12 protein-coding genes and 1 pseudogene are annotated in these 16412 nt (G+C 68.2%); 8 read left to right on the forward strand and 5 right to left on the reverse strand.

What is annotated here, in order from left to right; all coding sequences use genetic code 11:
• Positions 1-11: 11 nt before the first annotated feature.
• The 3 genes from AC1P0E_RS30420 to AC1P0E_RS30430 all read right to left on the reverse strand — a co-directional run bounded on the left by AC1P0E_RS30420 (position 12) and on the right by AC1P0E_RS30430 (position 4062).
• The gene (locus AC1P0E_RS30420) at positions 12-1619 is read right to left on the reverse strand and encodes a carboxylesterase/lipase family protein (protein ID WP_482745303.1); all 1608 of its coding nucleotides are present in this window, start codon (positions 1617-1619) and stop codon (positions 12-14) included.
• Between the two features lie 171 nt (positions 1620-1790).
• A complete protein-coding gene (gene surE / locus AC1P0E_RS30425) occupies positions 1791-2696 on the reverse strand; it encodes a 5'/3'-nucleotidase SurE (protein ID WP_482745304.1) in 906 nt (301 codons plus the stop codon).
• 121 nt (positions 2697-2817) lie between these two features.
• Positions 2818-4062, reverse strand: coding sequence for an MFS transporter (locus AC1P0E_RS30430; RefSeq protein WP_482745305.1), 1245 nt, complete (start codon positions 4060-4062; stop codon positions 2818-2820).
• Positions 4063-4603: 541 nt separating this feature from the next.
• Here AC1P0E_RS30430 and AC1P0E_RS30435 point away from each other — a divergent pair.
• The 4 genes and pseudogenes from AC1P0E_RS30435 to AC1P0E_RS30450 all read left to right on the forward strand — a co-directional run bounded on the left by AC1P0E_RS30435 (position 4604) and on the right by AC1P0E_RS30450 (position 9156).
• Complete coding sequence (locus tag AC1P0E_RS30435; protein WP_482745961.1) at positions 4604-5368, forward strand: phosphatase PAP2 family protein; 765 nt, start codon at positions 4604-4606, stop codon at positions 5366-5368.
• A 131-nt stretch (positions 5369-5499) separates the two neighbouring features.
• Positions 5500-7044, forward strand: a complete 1545-nt coding sequence (locus AC1P0E_RS30440; RefSeq protein ID WP_482745306.1) for a carboxylesterase/lipase family protein — start codon at positions 5500-5502, stop codon at positions 7042-7044.
• A gap of 355 nt (positions 7045-7399) precedes the next feature.
• A pseudogene (locus AC1P0E_RS30445) lies at positions 7400-7576 on the forward strand (LacI family DNA-binding transcriptional regulator); the annotation flags it as partial.
• Positions 7577-7761: 185 nt separating this feature from the next.
• On the forward strand, positions 7762-9156 hold the full coding sequence (locus AC1P0E_RS30450; protein WP_482745307.1) for a condensation domain-containing protein: 1395 nt from the start codon (positions 7762-7764) through the stop codon (positions 9154-9156).
• Positions 9157-9328: 172 nt separating this feature from the next.
• On the opposite strand, the gene AC1P0E_RS30455 is transcribed toward AC1P0E_RS30450, so the two are convergent.
• On the reverse strand, positions 9329-9712 hold the full coding sequence (locus tag AC1P0E_RS30455) for a VOC family protein (RefSeq protein ID WP_482745308.1): 384 nt from the start codon (positions 9710-9712) through the stop codon (positions 9329-9331).
• Positions 9713-9896: 184 nt separating this feature from the next.
• Between AC1P0E_RS30455 and AC1P0E_RS30460 the strand changes: the two genes are divergently transcribed.
• Together AC1P0E_RS30460 and AC1P0E_RS30465 are read left to right on the forward strand one after the other, a co-directional pair.
• Positions 9897-11084 carry a cytochrome P450 gene (locus tag AC1P0E_RS30460; protein WP_482745309.1) on the forward strand — a complete coding sequence of 396 codons (1188 nt, stop codon included), beginning with the start codon at positions 9897-9899 and terminating at the stop codon, positions 11082-11084.
• A gap of 216 nt (positions 11085-11300) precedes the next feature.
• Positions 11301-12038: a DUF2470 domain-containing protein gene (locus AC1P0E_RS30465; RefSeq protein ID WP_482745310.1), complete on the forward strand. Its 738-nt coding sequence runs from the start codon at positions 11301-11303 to the stop codon at positions 12036-12038.
• Positions 12039-12549: 511 nt separating this feature from the next.
• On the opposite strand, the gene AC1P0E_RS30470 is transcribed toward AC1P0E_RS30465, so the two are convergent.
• Positions 12550-13497 (reverse strand): methionyl-tRNA formyltransferase, encoded by a 948-nt coding sequence (locus AC1P0E_RS30470; protein WP_482745311.1) that lies wholly within the window; start codon positions 13495-13497, stop codon positions 12550-12552.
• A gap of 249 nt (positions 13498-13746) precedes the next feature.
• Between AC1P0E_RS30470 and AC1P0E_RS30475 the strand changes: the two genes are divergently transcribed.
• Both AC1P0E_RS30475 and AC1P0E_RS30480 read left to right on the forward strand, forming a co-directional pair.
• Positions 13747-15099 carry a lysine N(6)-hydroxylase/L-ornithine N(5)-oxygenase family protein gene (locus AC1P0E_RS30475; protein WP_482745312.1) on the forward strand — a complete coding sequence of 451 codons (1353 nt, stop codon included), beginning with the start codon at positions 13747-13749 and terminating at the stop codon, positions 15097-15099.
• A 113-nt stretch (positions 15100-15212) separates the two neighbouring features.
• A complete protein-coding gene (locus AC1P0E_RS30480) occupies positions 15213-16250 on the forward strand; it encodes an iron-siderophore ABC transporter substrate-binding protein (protein WP_482745313.1) in 1038 nt (345 codons plus the stop codon).
• Positions 16251-16412 lie beyond the last annotated feature (162 nt).

Here is a 16412-nt window from a genome sequence, read left to right on the forward strand (position 1 = left end):
ACACGGCTCGCTCATCCGGCCAAGGCGAGCGGGGAGGACAGGGAGCCCCAGAACGAGCACTGGTGGTCTGTGGCGAACGCGGTGGACGCCGCGTCGCCTTTGGGATTGAGCGTGAGTACCGTGTGGTCCTTGCCGGTGGGCGGCCACGGGATCTGGTCGCTTACCGACGGGGACCCGTAGCGCGCGAATGCGGCCCAGTAGCGCTTCATACGGTTCGCCAGCGTGATCTGCACCGGAGTCAGCGGTCTGTCGCCCATGGTGAAGTCGTGCAGATAGGCCAGTTCGGCACTGTGGGCGTTCGACTCGTCGAGTCCGGGCACCTGAGCCCCGTACAGCGTGGGGGAGTCGGGATCGTCGAACTCGTAGGCATAGGTGGGTACCTGGCCGGCGAAGATCTGGGTGGACCGGTAAGTGTGGCAGGCGAACGTCGAATCGGTGAGCACGGCCGAGTACGCCAGGTACGGCGAGGCGTGGTCCGAGAGCGGGTAGCGTTCCAGGACCTGGCCGGCCGCTGCTCCGTAGCTCGACTTGATCTGGGCGGTGTACTCCTGCGCAGTCAGATACGGCTGGGTCAGCGCGACGAACATCCTCGCCTCGGCCCTGGTGCTGCCGATCAGGATCGGTACTTTGTTCCAGTTCCCGGTTGCGATCGCCTGGGAGGGCTGGACAGGCAGCAGACGGTCGCCGACGGCGGGCCCGGACGTGGGGAGAGCGCGTGCGGCCCCCACGAGATCGGATCCGCGCGCGGCACGCAGGCATGCGGCAATTGCCTCTGCATCGTGGCATCCTGCCTGTGCCGCGAAGGCGTGGCCCTCTTTCTCCGCCCGCGCTCGATCGGGGGCTTGCAGCAGCGTGCACGGTCCGCTCTGCAAGATGGCCCGGGCGAACAAGCCGGTCGTACGTGGCGAGGCGAGCATGGCGCACACCGACCCGCTGCCCGCGGATTGCCCGGAGATGGTGATGTTGGCGGGATTCCCACCGAACGCCGTGATGTTCTTCCGGGTCCATTTGAGTGCCGCGATCTGGTCCATCAGCCCCCAGGACCCCGAGCGCAGCGCGTTGTCGTTGGTCAGCTCGGGCAGACTCAGGTAACCGAGCTGTCCCAAGCGGTAGTTGATCGTGACGACAATGCTGTTCGTCGACTCGGCCATGGTGCGACCGCCGAACTGAGTTCCGGTGCCTTGGCTGTACGCTCCGCCGTGCATCCAGAAGACAACCGGAAGCCTCGCCCCAGCACGGGCGTTCCGTGGGCGGTACACATCGAGGTAGAGGCAGTCCTCGTCGGCCGCCTGAGGATCGCGCAGCCCGAAAGGCGAGAACTGCAGACATGCAGGTGCCTGGCGAGTGGCGCTGCGGACCTCGTCCCATCGCTGAGGAGCCACAGGCGGGCGGAACCGCAAGTTCCCCACAGGGGGAGCCGCATAGGGCACGCCCAGGAACTCCTGTGCCTGGCCCCGCATTTGACCCCGTAGAGCACCCTGACTGATCACGACCAGCGGAGTGGTCTGCGAAGTGTCGGACGGGGCCGCGGAAGCCGGCGTCACCGGCATGAACAGCGCCACGAGAGCAAGTAACCAGGCGACGCCCGTGTATGGCCGCGTGAGGGAAAGCCTTCTCATTCTTCCTCCTGGAACGGGTTCGATCGCCGGCGCATCCGCCGGCTGGTGAGCGGGCTGTCGACGCGCACCGCCGAAGAACCCAGGGGCGGAGCACCTGAGTACTCCGCCCGCATTCACTGGGTGTGCGCCTCGGCTCGTGTGCCCGCGATACGCAGAGAAGCCGGGCCGGCGCTACGGGCGGAGCCCGAGAAGGAGAGTGCTGGTCAGGGCGAAGTCCGCGGGCCCGGTGTTCCAGTTGGCGGACATCGGGCTGACGGCGATCTTGTCGGCGCTCACGGCCTCGACGTCACCGCCCTTGGCGGCCGGCTGCGGGGCGAACTTCACATCCACCTTCCACGTGCCGTCGCCGGAGTCGGTGAAGTCCGGCTTCAGGGGCGCCTGCGGGTCCTGGAACGTTGTGGCGACCCCGGCCGCGGTCCCGGTGCCGTCCGCGCCGACGACCGGATGGTTGATGTTCAGGCCGACGCCCTTGGGCAGCAGCCGCCCGGACTTGGCCCGGGCCTGCAGCCGGTCGATGAGCTTGACCGTGAAGTCGACCGTCGGGCGCATGGCGTTCACGGTGGCGACCGCGTCGGGAACGCCGAAGCCGCCGGTACTCAGCGCGATGGCGGGTACGCCGGCCTCGAGGGCGGCGACAGCGCCGCCGACCGTACCGGAGTGATTCGCGAGGCCGGCGACGTTCGGGCCGAAGTTGGTCCCGGAGACCACCAAGTCGGGGGCCTGGTCTTCGAACACCTCGGAGATGCCGAAGAGCACCGAGTCGCCGGGTGTGCCGTCCACGGCCCACACCTTCGGCTCGGGGTGCTCGACCGTGATGCTGGGGCCGCTGAGTACCTTCGTCCCCGTGCCGCTCTGGTTGGTCAGTGGCGCGACGATGGTGACGTCATGTCCGGCAGCGCTCAGGCGCTGGAACGCCGCACGGATGCCAGGGGCGTTGTAGCCGTCGTCATTGGTGAGCAGGATGCGCAGCGGGCCCGTGGGCGCGCTCTGCGGCGAGGCGGCCGCCGGCGCCGTTCCGGCAAGAGCGGGCGTACACAGCAGCAGTGCGGCCAGCGGCAGAACTCGCTTGCGTCTCACGATGTACTCCTTCGAGGAGTGAGGGAGATTTATGGGACCGGCGGGCGCTCGACCCTCGACGAGTGCCCGCCGGAGTCGCGGGGCCGGGCCGCGCTCAACGAGGGCGCGGCCCGGGGGGCGTTCAGCGCACGCTGCGGATCGGGAGGATCGCCAGCGCGCCGAGCAGGGACAGAGCTCCGCCCACCAGGAACAGCCCGGTGTAGCCGCCCAGGAGGGTGACGACCGCGGAGGCGACGAAGGGGGCGATGATCTGCGGTCCGGCATTGGCGATGTTGAGTACGCCCATGTCACGGGCGGCGTCCTCGGCACTGGGCAGGACGAGCGTCACCACAGCGGTGTCGACGGCCATGAAGCAGCCGAAGGCCAGGCCGTTGAGCGCGCTGAAGACGAGCATTCCGGTCCAGGTGGGACTGATGACAGGGATCACCGTGACCAGACCGGCGAGTGCGGCCGACGCGCCGACGAACACCTTGCGCCGGTTCAGGCGGTCCGAAAGCAGGCCGCTGGCCACCGTGGAGACCGCCATGGCGACCATCGACACCGGGGTGAGGATCGCCATGGCCGCGGCCGGCTGCATGCCGCCCGGGAGCGCGATGTGGTCGTCCAGGATGTAGAGCTGGTAACCGATCACGGAGAAGTAGCCGAGCACCATCAGGGCCCGACCGATGAACGCCCACCGGAAGTCGTGATGGGACAGGGCCGAAAGGAACGCGGCGAGCCGCTCGCGTCGCGGCACGGCCGGCGCGGGTGCCGAGCGTGGAACGTCGCGGAAGAAGCTCGTCAGCAGGACGGCCGCACCGGCGACCATGGCGCCGAACACGAGATAGCCGGTCCGCAGATGACCTGAGGTCTGGGAAGCGATGAGTACGCCGACGGTCCCTCCGATCGGGAGTGCCAAGCCCACCAGGGCCGATGCGGTTCCGCGCCGGGACGGGGGTATCCGGTCGGGCACCACCGCGGTGACCGCTGCCTGGTAGACGTTCATGGTCGCCTGGACCAGGCACCAGCCGATGCCGACCAGCACCGCCGTCTGGGCGGTGCTGAGGAAGGCCAGAGCGGCGAGCGAGGCGAGGGCGCCGCCGAGAATCCACGGGTTGCGGCGGCCGGTCCGGTCGGACAACGCGCCGGCGATCGGATTGAACGCGGTCGCGAAGACCGCGCTGATCCCGCCCACCAGGCCCAGAATGGCGACCTTGTTCGCCGGGTCGATGGCTGCGATCTGCAGAGGCAGCAGCACGGAGCCGACACCCATGTACACGGCCAGCATGGACGCGTTGGCCACCAGGAGCAGCAGCATCAGTCCGCGCTGCCGGGGCACCTTGGGCGCCGCGTGGGCGCGCGGTTCGATCAGTTCGTTCGTGGTCATGACGGCCGCCGATGTGTACACGCCGTACTACGGCTGATGGGGACGGACATGTCGACTCCTCGGGGAGGGAGCAGAGAGAGGGGGAGGGGCCGCTGCAGCGGGAGGCGCTCGGCGGAGGAACCCTGAAAACGCCGTGGTTACACGTGTTAGCCGCGGTGTCCACTGTTTAGCACTCGCTCCCGGTACTCCGCTAGGCCTGGCACCGAGGAACTGAGGGCGGGAGTCCGGGAGGACGAGTCGAACAGAAGCGTGTGTAGGCCGCATCCAACGCTCGGACCAGGGGATCTGGCCTCCCGGCCGCTGCGCGGTCACCGCTTTGGCGTGGTTCGGTCTGGCTGAAAAATATATTGCCCTTGTGGCGGCGGCAGGATCGGCGCAATACTCCCGGGTGTCGCCGCGCTACTGCCCGTACTGGAGCCGGTGATGTGAGCCCCGGGCGCGCCTCGCCACTGCGCCGACCTCAAGTGGCCCCAGTGATGGCCCCGTGTGTGGCCACTCCCTTGCACTGTCCCGGGTGGCGCGCGGGATTTCGCCCCTTGCCATGCTCCCCGCGCTTCAAGCGCGGGGAGGTGACCGTGAAAGGCGTCTCGTGCTGAACTCGTCCCCGCCAAGCGACCCGCCCCCAAGACACCGCAAGCCTCCTGGGCGCCAGGTTCCGGCCGCCCCGCCTCGGGGCGCGCTTGTAGCCGGAACGGTACTTCTGCTGGGAGTCCTGGCGATCGGCCTCACCTTCCGAGGTGGAGGAGCGTCGCCAATTCAGAATCTCGACGATCGCTGGGCTCGGTGGGCTCGGGGCCCTCGAAGCGAGGCGGCGACGGATTTCGCCGACATCCTCGATCGCCTGGGCGGCCCCTTGGGGCTGATCTTCCCCCTCGTGTTGGTGGGGTGCCTCTGTGTCTACGGTCGGTGGAGGTCGGGACTGTTTGTGTTTGCCGCCTGCGTGGTCGCGAACGTGCTTGTCGTCCTGCCTCTCAAGTCGGTTGTTGACCGGCCGAGGCCGCCACAGCCTCTGGTCCTGGTCAACGACGGTTCGTACCCCTCTGGCCAGGTGTTTACTGCTGTGGCTCTCGTGATGGTGGTCGCCGTGGTGCTTTCCCGCGCGGATGTACGACGCTGGTGGTGGGCATTCGGGGGCGTGTACGTCGCCGCCATGATGTGGAGCCGCGTTTGGCTGCACGCTCAGTGGCTCAGCGACACGGTCGCCGGAGCCGTGGCCGGCATCGGTACCTGCCTGCTGTTGTGGCGGGCCTTCGCGCCCCTGCTGGAACGCGAGGCAGTGCGTGCCGCCGCCAATCGGTTGTGGTAGGCGCTCACTCGGGTCGGCATGTCGGGTATCCCAATATATTGACGACCGTCAAAAATAGGACACACTTGTACTGGTGCCGCTGCCTCTGCGTCGCGAGGCCGGCTTCCACGACGAGTGAGGAAGAGAAGTTCATGGCTATCTCTGAAGGCCGGATTCCGCCCGTTGTCGACCTACAGGCGGGGCGGCTGCAAGGTGCCGTCGACCGCGGGGTCGCCGTCTTCAAAGGGGTGCCGTACGCCGCACCCCCGGCCGGAGCTCTCAGATGGCGCCCGGCGCAGCCGCACCCGGGCTGGAGCGGTACCCGGGACGCCACCGCTTGCGGTCCGAGCGCGCCGCAGATGTTCATGGAGGGCGGCGACCCCGTGATGGGTGGTCACGGGTCGCCGCCGTTCGACGACGACTGCCTGACTCTGAACGTATGGACACCCGCTGCGGACGACGGCCGCCGTCCGGTGCTCGTCTGGATTCACGGCGGAGGCTTCGTATCGGGCTCGGGTTCGCTGCCCAACTACTCGGGGGAGGCCTTCGCTCGCGACGGCGACCTCGTCGTGGTGAGCATCAACTACCGGCTCGGGCCGCTGGGATACCTGTACTTCGATGGCGAGGGGGAAGGCCCCGAGCCTGGGAACTTCTGGCTCACTGACCAGATGGCGGCGCTGCGGTGGGTGCGGGACAACATCGAGCGCTTCGGTGGGGACCCGGCGGCCATCACGGTGGCCGGCCAGTCGGGTGGGGCGATCTCGACCGCCGCACTGGCGGGCCACCCCGAATCGCAGGGCCTGTTCCAGCGCGTCATTCTGCAGAGCCCGCCCCTGGGGCTGGATATCCCAACGCCGGCCGAGTACCGGAAGCGAACAGACGCCTATCTGGAGATCGCAGGCGCCAAGAACGCCACTGAGTTGCGAGAGCTGCCCTGGCCCAAGCTGATCGATGCGGCCGGCGGGCTGTTCGCGCGCACCATGCGCTGGGGCTATTGGCCCACCCCGTTCCTTCCCGTACGCGATGGAGTGACGCTGCTCGAGCACCCCGCCGACACCCTGCTCAATGGCGCGGCCGCCGATCTCGACGTGATGATCGGGTGGACCCGGGAAGAGGCCAACTTCGCCTTCGCCCTGGACAAGGGGTACGACGCGGCGACGCGAGACCAGGTGATCGCCAGGATCGCGGAGACCTTCGGTGAGGACGACGCCGCCGAGGTGTACGACGCCTACGCGCGGACCCGCCCCGGCTCCCGCCCGGTTGACGTGCTGATGGATCTGATTACGGACGAGCTGTTCCGGGTGCCCTGCTTGGAGCTGGCCGAGGCCCGGGCGGGGATGGGGAGGCCGGTGTGGGCCTACCAGTTCGACCTGCCGACGCCGGCGCACGGCGGCAGGCTCGCCGCGGCGCACTGTCTGGAACTGCCCTTCGTTTTCGGCAACTTCGACGACTGGGCGCACGCCCCATTCCTTGACGGGCTGGATCCCGCGGTCCGTGACGGGCTGGCCCAGAGCATGCACGAGTCGTGGATCGCCTTTATCCGCACCGGAAACCCCAACCACCAAGGCCTGCCGCTCTGGCAGCGATACGACGCGGATTCGCGGCAAACCATGCGCTTCGACTCGGTGGTGACTGCCGTCGGAGACCTGGCCGGGCACTCGCGCCTTCTGCACGGCAGGCTGCACGAGCGACCCTAAAACTGTGCGTGCGACATCTCGCGCGTACATCAACCCATGGACCGAGGTGGTCACACGTGTAACCTGGCAAGGTGGTCACCGCGTGGGGGCGGCGGCCACCTCAGGTCCCGGGCGCTGGGGGAGCGCCTGGGACCAGTTTGCTCGGGGGAGCCGGCCGACGCTCGCCGAGATCGGGTTCGGCTTCAACAAGAGGGGGCTTCGACGCCGGAGCCGACCAGCTGGGCGGCGTCGCGCCGCTCGCGGCCGGTCGGAGTGAACGCCGCCGGCAACCCCGGGGGACTCCGCTGCGGCGGGGGCATTCGCCTGCTCGCCGCCGGGCAGTGCTGCCCGCCGCCGCGACAGTAACGCGTGTAACCTGGGAAGGAAGCGGTCGGTCGGACCGAGGGGAGCGAAGAAGGACGGTCATGGCCCAAGACGCACGTACCCAAGCCTCGATCACCAGCGCGGCGTAGCGCGTCTGGCTGGGGTGTCCCGCGCCACCGTGTCCTTCGTACTCAACGACACTCAAGGGCACCGGGTCAGCGAGAGCACCGGGCCGAGTGCCGAGCGAGGCACTGGTGACCGCCTGTGCCCCCGGGACGGAGGCTCGCCCGCGACCGACGGCGGCAGTTGAGCCGACAAGGTCCCTGGCGACCGCCCCGGGCGTCTCTTTTGCAGTAATCCCTCGTTGGGCCCAGTGGGCATCGAGCGATGCCGCGAACGGAGAGCCCCTTGCGAATGACCGATATCCACCGTTGCGACGTCCGGCCCGGCAGGCTCGTGGAGTGGACACTGCATCCGTCGACCGTCGAGGCGGCGGCCGGTTTGCCGGAGGATCCCCGGCCGCCCGCCTATGTCCAGGAGTCACACATCCGAACGTCGCGTTCCGTACGCGAGGACGGCTTGTTCGTGCCGACCTGGAGCGGCGCGGCGTTCGACATCCCCGGGCCGGTGGACACTGAGGCCCTCCAGGAGGCGCTGCGGACCTGGACTCTTCGGCACGAGACACTGCGCAGCGGATTCCGCTGGATCGGCGACGAGATGCGGCGGTTCACGCTGGACGCCGACGCCGTCGCGCTGCACCGCGAGGACGTCGGCGACTTCGGCGACGCGACGACGCTGATCCGGTACCTGGAGGACCGTTTCGACGTCGCGGCGGACGCACTGAGCTGGCCGAACTTCATCTACGCAGCGGTCCTCAGGGAGGACGGCGCGAGCATCTACATGGCGTTCGACCACAGCAACGTCGACGCGTACTCGATCTACCGCATCCCCGCCGAGATCCACGAACTGTACGAGGCCGCCCTCCAGGGCCGCACCGTGGAGACGCCACCGGTCGCCAGCTACGTCGACTTCTGCGCGATCGAGCGGACGAACGCCGACCAGGTCGACGACACGCACACGATCGTCGCCCGCTGGCGTGAGTTCGTCGCCGCATGCGACGGCACGCTGCCGCCCTTCCCCGTCGACCTCGGTCTCGAACCCGAAGGGCCGCTGCCGACCCAGAAGATCATGCGCGAAATGCTCGTGGACGACGCCGAAGCGGCGGCCTTCGAGGCGTACTGCCGCCCGTACGGCGGAAGCCTGGTCGGAATCCTCGCCGCTACGGCCCTCATCGTCCACGAGATCGGCGGGCAGCAGGTGTACCGCACCGTCGTGCCCTTCCACACCAGGGCGAAGTCCCAGTGGATGGACTCGGTGGGCTGGTACGTGGGCGGCGCCCCGATCGAGGTCCCCGTCGCGCGGGCGCCGGATTTCGACAGCGCGCTGGAGATGGTCCGCGACGAACTGCGCAAGAACAGGCGGCTGTCCCGGATTCCCATCGCCCGCGTGCTGGGTCTGCTGGGCCACGACTTCCGGCCCACGTCTCCGGACCTGTACTCCATCGTCTCGTTCGTCGACACACGCGGCATTCCGGGATCGGATCGCTGGCAGGACATGAAGGCGCACGGGCTGATCCGGGTCTCGTACGGCGACCAGGTGTGCGCGTGGGTCGCCCGGTTCCACGACGGCCTGCAGCTCGGCTGCCGCTACCCGGACACGGCTGTCGCCCACAAGAACATGCGGCGGTACGTCGACGAGCTGCGCGGACTCATCGTCTCGGTGTCGCGGAACGCGGCCGTGCCCGCCTAGAACCAGGGCCCCTGGCCGGGCGAGGCAGGGGCCCCTCAACGTGCTTCCGCGGGGGGGACGGATCGTGCGAGGAGGTCGCGCGGAGCGGCCGGTTCGGCCTCACGGTTTTCCGCGGCCACGAGCAGGACTTCAGAGGCCACTTGTCCGCTGGATCCTGCTCGATGGCGGGAGGTCAGACGGGTTTCAGCTGCGTGCGCAGGAGACAGAACTCGTTGCCCTCGGGGTCGGCCAGGACGTGCCAGCTCTCTTCTCCGGTCTGGCCGATGTCGACAGGCACGGCGCCCAGTGCGAGCAACCTGGCCAGCTCGGCGTCCTGGTCGCGGTCGGTGGCGTTGACATCGATGTGCAGCGGGAGCTTCCCGACCCGGGGGTCGCGGCCCGCATTGAAGACGAGGGTTGGCTGTGCGCCGCCGATTCCGTCGCCGGGCGGGCCGATTTCGATGCTGCCGTCACCTTCTGGGGCCAGCTCGGCGTAGCCGAGGACATCGCACCAGAATGCGGCCAGTCGGTCAGGGTCTTCCGCGTCGATGACAAGTTCGCTGATTCGGCATGCCATGCAGCGAGAATAGGTGCGCCGGCCAGGCCCTGGCCACATCCGAGCGGCACGATCCCCTGCTACCCGTCCAATGACCCGGACGAAGCCACCTTGCCCACGTGCAACTTCACCGCCCGACGGGGTTGCTCGGACGACGGTGCGCCGGCTCCGTAACCAGGCAGATCACCGGTCGTTTGCTCAGGCTGTGACCTACCTGTTCCGCCACGACGTGGCACTGGAGCCTGATCCGTTCATGACCTCCCTCCAGCGGGACGAGCCCGTCGCGCGCGTCGAGATGCCCTACGGCACCGGCCCGTGCTGGCTGGTGACCCGGTATGCCGATGTACAGGTGGTCACCTCCGACCGTCGGTTCAGCCGGGCCGCGCTGGTCGGCAGGGACTTCCCCCGCATCACCCCGGCTCCGATCGCCCAGAGCGAGGCGATCAACCTGATGGACCCGCCGGTGCTGGGCCGGATCCGCCGCGTGGTCACGCACGCTTTCGGCCCCCGCCAGGTGGACCGGCTGCGCCCCTGGGTGCGGTCCGTGGTGGACGCGTCGGTGGCGGCGATGGCGGCCGAGGGGCCGGGAGCCGACGTGGTCTCGCACCTGTCGGACCGGCTACCGCTGGAGACCATCTGCGAACTCCTCGGCATCCCGAAACAGGACCGGCCCCGGCTACGCCGGTGGGCGATGGCGATGATGGCCATGACCCCCGAGGCCCGGGACGCAGCCGCCACCGCCAAACGGGGGCTGCGCTCCTACTTCGACGCCCTCGCTGTCCGCCGACGCGAGGAGCCGGGAGAGGACCTGCTCAGCGCCCTCGCGACGGCCCGGATCGGCGACGAGACACTCACGGACGCCGAACTTGCCGTCATGGCCATGCTGCTGATGGTCACCGGCCACGACACCACGACGTACGACATCTCCAACATGGTGTTCACCCTCCTCACCCACCCAGCACAGTTCGCCCAGCTCCAGGCCCGGCCGGAGCTGCTGGACCAGGCGATCGAGGAGCTGCTGCGGTACATCCCCTTCCGCCAGGGCGCCGGCATCCCGCGCGTCGCGCTCGAGGACGTGGAACTCGGCGGGGTGACCATCCGCGCCGGTGACACCGTCCACGTCTCGTACCTCACGGCCAACCGCGACGAGGCCGTCTACGAACGCTGCGACGACATCGACTTCGAACGCCCCGCGCCCCCCGCGCACATGGCCTTCGGCTACGGCATGCACCACTGCCTGGGCTCCCATCTGGCCCGCCTGATGCTGCGCACCTCCATCGGCACCCTGCTGGCCCGGTTTCCCACCCTGCGCCTCGCCGTCCCGGCCGAGGAGGTGCGCTGGAACACGCAGTCGATCTGGCGCTATCCGCTGACGCTGCCGGTCGCGTGGTGACCTCGACGGCGCCCCTGTGCCGCCCGGAGACTGCCGTCCCCGAACATGTCGTCACTGTCGAGGAGACCCTGCCTGGCCCCTCGGCAATGGCCAAGATCAAGTCGCTGGCTGTCGCTCCGTCGTGCCCGGCAGGCGGCTCGGGCATCGGCTTGGTGGGGACTGGACACCGAGATCCATCCGGCGTTAACTTAGGTAAGCCTAACTTAACCTGGAGGGATGGCTCGGATGGATACGGACGCGTGCGTGGCCCGACCGACCAACGGCGAGCAAGTCCGCACCGTGGTGGCCGCCGCGGGATCGCTCATGGTGGTCACGGACAGACACTCCGGCGAGTTGGCCGGCCTGCACACCCTGGACGACAGGGGACGGCTGCTGCTGCGGGTGCCGGACGATTGCGCATTGGCCGCCGAGGTCGCCCTCGCGCCACGCGGGATCGTGGCCGCAGTACTGAAGTTCACCGACATCGCACCAATCGCGGTACGCGACCGAGTGCGCGCCCGCGTGACGTTCACCGGTTGGTTCGCTCCGGTCGATGGGAACCCCCAGGAACCCGGCGTCGAACTGCGTTTGGACTTCGCGCACGCCGAACTCGAAACGGCGGGAGGAACGGCAACCGTCGGCCTCGACGAACTCACCCTTGCCTGCGCCGATCCCCTGGCCGTTTATGAGGCCGACATGCTCACCCACCTTGTCGACGGCCACAGCGACGTCGTGGCTCTGCTCACTCGCCTCGTGGACCCGCGGCTCGTGCAGGGAGTACGGGGTGTCCTCCCGGTGGCACTGGACCGGTACGGGTTGACGCTGCGGCTCGAGCACACCAACGCGCACCACGACGTACGGCTGTCCTTCCCCGCTCCACTGAGTGATGCCGCAGAGGCCGGCGGCCGGATCCAGGCACTGCTCGCTGCCGCACGTGCCTGCTGCGGTCGGCACGGGTCGCCGAGCCGACCGTGATCACATCGCGTCCTGGAGGGCCGGAGCCGACTGGCGCAACGAGGGATCAGGTGGCGGCGATCATCCGTGCCGCACCCTTGGCAGCAGCCCTGTACACACCACCCGATCCCGCTCTGACCGGAGTGGAGTGCCAAGCCGACGGCGTGCCATTGGCGCACGCGCTTGCTCCCGGTCATTTGTGGGTGGTGACGTAGCCCCCCGTGGAGTGGAAGTAGCAAAAAGTCGCCGCCGCGCGGATCGGGCTGTCCACGCGGCGGCGATCACCGGTCGGCCCCGGGGCCATGGCGGGGGCGCCGGCGGACTGGTTGGCCGAACGTAGCTCCAACGTGCGGCACTTCACGCGTCCGCCGGCCTTGAGGAGCTCCGACAGATCGACGTTGATGTAGCGGGCGGTGCGCAGGTGCCTGAAGTCGTGGTCGCGCAGCCAGGTCGAAGTAGGTGGGCCTGCACATGAGATAGTGCCGCGGCCGGGCTGTACGGACTGCGCGCATGGGTGTCGGTCCCCTGATCGTCAAGGACGGCTGGTGAGGTAACCGCCCATCGAGGTGAAGTAGTCGGTCGCCGGCATTTCCTCGCCGTCCTCGGTGCGTACGCGCGTGATGGCCAGGCCGTGGTTGCGGCCCGTGCGGGCGTCGGCTCCGGCGACGATCACCACGCCGTCGCCCTCGCGGTAGAAGACGCGGCCGGGGGTGCCGCCGTAGCGGCCTTCGGACACGACTGCCGCCAGGATCTCGAGGCGCTTGCCCTTGTGGTAGGTGAACGCGCTCGGATACGGGGCGGACTGGGCGCGCACGAGGCGCCCGAGGTCCTCGGCCGGCCAGTTCCAGTCGATGCGGATGTCCTCGGCGGACCGCTTGTGGAAGAAGCTCGCCTTCGACCGGTCCTGCTTGGTGAATTCGGTCTCGCCGGACGCGATGCGGCCGAGTGCGCCGACCGTGACCGGGGCGATGAGGTCGACGGTCTTGTGGAAGAGGTCTGTGGCCGTGTCCGTCGGTTCGACCGCCACCGCGCGCTGAACCACGATGTCGCCGGCGTCGAGCTCACCGTCCATCATGTGCGCGGTGACGCCCACTTCACGCTCGCCGTTGATCAGCGCCCAGATCAACGGGGAGAAGCCCGCGTACTTGGGCAGCAGCGAGTCGTGCACGTTCAGCGTGCCGTGGCGGGGGAGGTCGAAGATGCGCGGAGGAATCCACGTCCGCCAGTTGTTCGCCACGATGATGTCCGGGGCGGCCTCCTTGAGGGCCACGAACAGCTCCTCGTCGTCCGGCCGGTTGCGGATCAGCACGGGCACACCGTGCTCCTCGGCGAGGTCGGCGACCGAGTCGCTCCAGATCTTCTCGTACGCGTGCTCGCTCTTGGGGTGCGTCACGACCATCACCACGTCGTGCTCGGAATCCAGGAGAGCTTGCAGGGTGCGGTGCCCCCAGGACTGATAACCGAACATGACGACCCGCATGGGGTTCCTCCTCGGAGCAGCAACGGACGAGGCGCCAAGTAAAGCAAGGCTTACCTAAGGATGCAACGGGCGTAATTTCGGGCCGCGTTGACATTCGCGCCTCGCCCGCCTGTCCGTTTTGCCCTATCGACACGTCCGCGAGATGAGGTTAGCTTTGCCTAAGTTCCGCTCGGTCGCCGCTCAGTTGGCGTGCCCTGCTCTCGTTCCCTCAACGCCTGACAAGCGGCTGCCCCGCACGATGGGAGTGACATGTCACAGGCTCTTCCTGGCGACGCACCACCGACCCACGACCTCATAGGAATTGGCTTCGGGCCGTCCAATGTGGCCATGGCGATAGCGCTCAGCGAGCACAACGCACGCGTCGGCAGGCAGGGGGCCGTCACTGCTCACTTCTTCGAGCGGCAACCGGCCTTTGGCTGGCACCGCGGCATGCTCATCGACGACGCGACCATGCAGGTCTCCTTTCTCAAGGACCTGGTGACGCTGCGAAACCCGTCGAGTGAGTACAGCTTCCTGTGCTACCTCCAGAGCAAGGGCCGGCTGGTCGACTTTGTCAACGGCAAGAGTCTTTTCCCGCTGCGGGTGGAGTTCCACGAGTACTTCGAGTGGGCAGCGGCCCAGGTGGACGACATGGTGTCGTACGGGCACGAGGTCGTCGCCGTACGGCCTGTCGTGCGTGACGGAGTGGTGGAGTACGTCGATGTGACGGCCCGTTCCGGGTCCGAGTTGGTGGTCCACCGGGCACGCAACCTTGTGATCGGTACGGGGCTGCGGCCGCAGATGCCGGAGGGCGTCGACCGGACGGACCGGATCTGGCACAACTCCGACCTGCTGGCACGGGTGGACGGCCTGGCTGACGCCGAGCCGTCCCGCTTCATCGTGGTCGGGGCCGGCCAGAGCGCCGCCGAGAACGTGGCCTTCCTGCACCGTCGCTTCCCTGAGGCCGAGGTGTGCGCCGTCTTTTCCCGCTACGGCTACAGCCCCGCCGACGACAGCAGCTTCGCCAACCGGATCTTCGATCCCGCAGCGGTCGACGATTACTTCACGGCTCCTGACGAGATCAAGCGCAAGCTGATGAACTACCACGGCAACACCAACTACGCCGTGGTGGACATCGACCTGATCGATGACCTGTACCGCCAGGCGTACCAGGAGAAGGTGCTGGGCACCGAGCGTCTGCGGTTCCTCAATGTCTCCCAGCTCACGGACGTCGTCGAGAGCCCGGACAAGGTCCGTACGACGGTGGAGTCGTTGGTCACCGGAGAGAAGACCCCCCTGGACGCCGATGTGGTGGTCTACGCCACCGGCTACCGGTCCGCCGACGCCCTCGGGCTCCTCGGCGAGATCGGCGAGCGGTGCCACCGTGACGACGAGGGGCGTGTCCGCGTCGAGCGTGACTACCGCGTCGCCACCGACCCCGAACTGCGGTGCGGAATCTACCTGCAGGGCGGCACCGAGCACACGCACGGCATCACGTCCTCCCTGCTGTCGAACACCGCGATCAGGGTCGGCGAGATCCTTGACTCGATCGTGGACCGGAGCCGGCAGCCCACTGCCGGTCTGCCCCGTAACGCCGCCGACGAGATCAGCACGCCCCTCTAGGGACACCGCCTGGTTCAGCCTCCGCCGCACCAACGCGCCTGCCCGGTGGCCGTCTCCCGCTGGGTGGGCGTGCGTACGCACTGCAAAAGAGAAGCCCCGTGAAAGGAAACACCGTGTCCACTGGTACCCGCCCCGCGCTGACGAGGATCGTCGGAAACGTCCCCCGCGTGGCAATCGCCGCTGTCGCCGCGCTCGCCCTGACCGCTTGCGGGGGCGGGGCCGAGAAGACGGAGTCCAAGTCGTCCGGGGAGGGGAGCGCGAAGTCCGCTGCTTTCCCGGTCACGGTGGAGCACAAGTACGGCAGTACGTCGATCGAGGCGGAGCCGAAGACGGTCGTCACTCTCGGTCTTTCGGATCAGGACGCGGTGCTGGCGCTCGGTGTGAAGCCGGTCGGTTCGGTGGACTGGTTCAAGGAGAAGCCGTACGGCAAGTGGCCGTGGGCCAAGGAGCTGTGGGGTTCCGAGAAGCCGCAGATCGTGGGCGAGCGTGACGAGTACAACATGGAGAAGATCGCGGCCCTCAAGCCGGACCTGATCGTCGCTCAGTACTCCGGCATGAAGAAGGAGCAGTACGAAACGCTCTCCAAGATCGCCAAGGTGGTCGCCCAGCCCAAGGGCCACGAGGACTACCAGGCGCCGTGGCAGGTCATGACCAAGCAGATCGGCAAGGCGCTGGGCAAGGACGCCGAGACGGAGAAGCTGATCGCCGGCATCGACGCCCGCTTCGAGGCCGTCCGCGACGAGCACCCCGAGTGGAAGGGCAGGACGGTCACCGTCGGCGAGCCCTACGAGCCGGGCAAGTTCTCCGCGTTCTCGCCCAAGGACCCGAAGGTCATCTTCCTCAGCGAGATGGGCTTCACCACCTCCGAGGCGTACCGCAAGGCGCTGGGCAAGGAGAACATCGCCGACCTCAGCTCGGAGCGTCTCGACGTCATGGAGGCCGACCGCACGGTGTGGCTGGGCACCCCTGAGACGGAGAAGGCCATGAAGGCCGACCCGCTCTACAAGAAGACCGAGGTCCACCAGGAGAAGCGGGATCTGTTCCTGCCGTACGACAGCCCGGACATCGGCGCCGCGCTGTCCTTCAACACCGTGCTGAGCATCCCGTACGCCGTCGACCAGGTCGTGCCGATGCTTGAGGCCATCAAGTAATCAGGAGTCGCGCCTGTCCGGCAGCCGTCCCCGCCGGGCAGGCGTGGCGCGCGCACGCGATCCCGTACGCCATCGACGAGACCGTGCCGCTGCGGACGGCCGATGGCCGACGGCCGAGTAGCGACCTTTCAATGACGTGACGTACCCCAGGGAAGGGCCCTT

This window comes from Streptomyces sp. TRD_SC_5 (assembly GCF_056836825.1).

Bases quoted from the DNA above. Each gene is read 5' to 3' on its own strand.
- AC1P0E_RS30435 (WP_482745961.1), top strand. From the start codon at position 4,604: ATGCTCCCCGCGCTTCAAGCGCGGGGAGGTGACCGTGAAAGGCGTCTC.
- AC1P0E_RS30470 (WP_482745311.1), bottom strand. From the start codon at position 13,497: ATGCGGGTCGTCATGTTCGGTTATCAGTCCTGGGGGCACCGCACCCTG.
- AC1P0E_RS30440 (WP_482745306.1), top strand. From the start codon at position 5,500: ATGGCTATCTCTGAAGGCCGGATTCCGCCCGTTGTCGACCTACAGGCG.
- AC1P0E_RS30465 (WP_482745310.1), top strand. From the start codon at position 11,301: ATGGCTCGGATGGATACGGACGCGTGCGTGGCCCGACCGACCAACGGC.
- AC1P0E_RS30430 (WP_482745305.1), bottom strand. From the start codon at position 4,062: ATGACCACGAACGAACTGATCGAACCGCGCGCCCACGCGGCGCCCAAG.
- AC1P0E_RS30420 (WP_482745303.1), bottom strand. From the start codon at position 1,619: ATGAGAAGGCTTTCCCTCACGCGGCCATACACGGGCGTCGCCTGGTTA.
- AC1P0E_RS30475 (WP_482745312.1), top strand. From the start codon at position 13,747: ATGTCACAGGCTCTTCCTGGCGACGCACCACCGACCCACGACCTCATA.
- AC1P0E_RS30455 (WP_482745308.1), bottom strand. From the start codon at position 9,712: ATGGCATGCCGAATCAGCGAACTTGTCATCGACGCGGAAGACCCTGAC.
- AC1P0E_RS30450 (WP_482745307.1), top strand. From the start codon at position 7,762: ATGACCGATATCCACCGTTGCGACGTCCGGCCCGGCAGGCTCGTGGAG.